The sequence below is a fragment of the Burkholderia sp. MSMB1072 genome, assembly GCF_001524725.1.
In the GTDB taxonomy this organism is placed as follows: Bacteria; Pseudomonadota; Gammaproteobacteria; order Burkholderiales; family Burkholderiaceae; genus Burkholderia.
On the sequence record NZ_LOYC01000028.1, the window covers coordinates 1 to 1,431 of the forward strand.

Annotated in this window: 1 protein-coding gene; it reads right to left on the reverse strand. The window is 68.8% G+C overall.

The window, feature by feature from the left end:
• Positions 1 to 1,430 (reverse strand): efflux transporter outer membrane subunit (locus WS89_RS13280; RefSeq protein WP_059791412.1); only part of this gene is annotated, 1,430 nt, incomplete at its 3' end.
• Position 1,431 lies beyond the last annotated feature (1 nt).

The following is a 1,431-nucleotide window of genomic DNA, read 5'->3' on the forward strand; positions in this document are numbered from 1 at the left end:
GCGCGCTGGATCCAGCCGCCGCCGAGTGCGCGGTACAGGTCGACCAGGTTCGTCCAGCGTGCCAGACGCGCGCTGATCAGCGACTGCTGCGCCGAGTACAGATCCGTCTGCGCGGTCAGCACCGACAGGTAGCTGTCCACACCGTTCTTGTAGCGCAGGTCCGACAGATCGAAGCGACGCTGCTGCGCGTGCTCGTTGCGCTCGAGCGCCGCGATCTGCTGGTCGTACGTGCCGCGTGCGGCCAGCCCGTCCGACACTTCGCGGAATGCCGACTGGATCGCCTTCTCGTAGTTGGCGATCTCGATGCGCTTCTGCACGTTCGCGAGATCGAGGTTCGCGATGTTCGAGCCACCCTCGAAGATCGGCAGCGCGATGTTCGGCGCGAACGACCACGCCGCCGTGCCGGCCTTGAACAGGCCGCCCAGCGTCGGGCTCGCGGTGCCGAACGCGGCCGTCAGCGAGATCTTCGGGAAGAACGCCGCGCGGGCCGCGCCGATGTTCGCGTTCGCGGCCAGCAGCGTCTGCTCGGCCTGCATCACGTCCGGACGACGCGTGAGCAGATCCGACGGCAGCCCGGCCGGCACGTCCGTCAGCAGGTTCTGCGCATCGAGCGGCAGGCCCGCCGGCAGATCGTCCGGCAGCGGCTCGCCGATCAGCAGCACCAGCGCGTTCAACGCCTGCGCGCGGGCACGGGCCTGCGCCTGCTGGTTCGCGAGCGCCGTCTCGACCACCGTCTGCGCCTGACGCAACTCGAGCTCGGAACCCGTGCCGTTGTCGAACTGCAGCTTGGTCAGGTCGTACGACGCCTGCGCGGTCTTCAGCGTGTCTTCCGTGACCTTCAGCAGATCGTCGGTCGACAGCAGCGTCAGGTATTGATCCGCCACCTGCGACACCAGCGAGATCTCCGACGCCTGCCGCGCGTACGACGTCGACAGGTACTGCGCGAGCGCCTGATCCTTCAGGCTCTGCACGCGGCCGAACAGGTCGAGTTCCCACGATGCGGACAGCCCGACGTTGTAGACGCGCGAGATCAGCGGCTGGCCCGTCTGCGACACCCCGGCCGGATAGCGCTGGATGTTGCCCGTGCCCGTACCGTCGAGCGTCGGGAACAGCCCCGCGCGCGTGATCTGGTACTGCGCACGCGCCGCCTCGATGTTCAGCACCGACACACGCAGGTCGCGGTTGTTTTTCAGCGCGATCTCGATCAGCCGCTGCAGGCGCGGATCGACGAAGAACTCGCGCCAGCCGATGGCGGTCGCCGCCTGGCCGTTCGCGCTGCGCGCGCCGGCCGCGGCCGGCTGCGTCGCGTAGACGCCGCCGGCCGGGTACGCCTGCGCGACGGGCGCGTCGGGCCGCTTGTAATGCGGCGCCATCGTGCACCCCGTGGCAAGGAGCGCGACTGCGATTGCAGTCAAAGCGTGTTTTTGCATC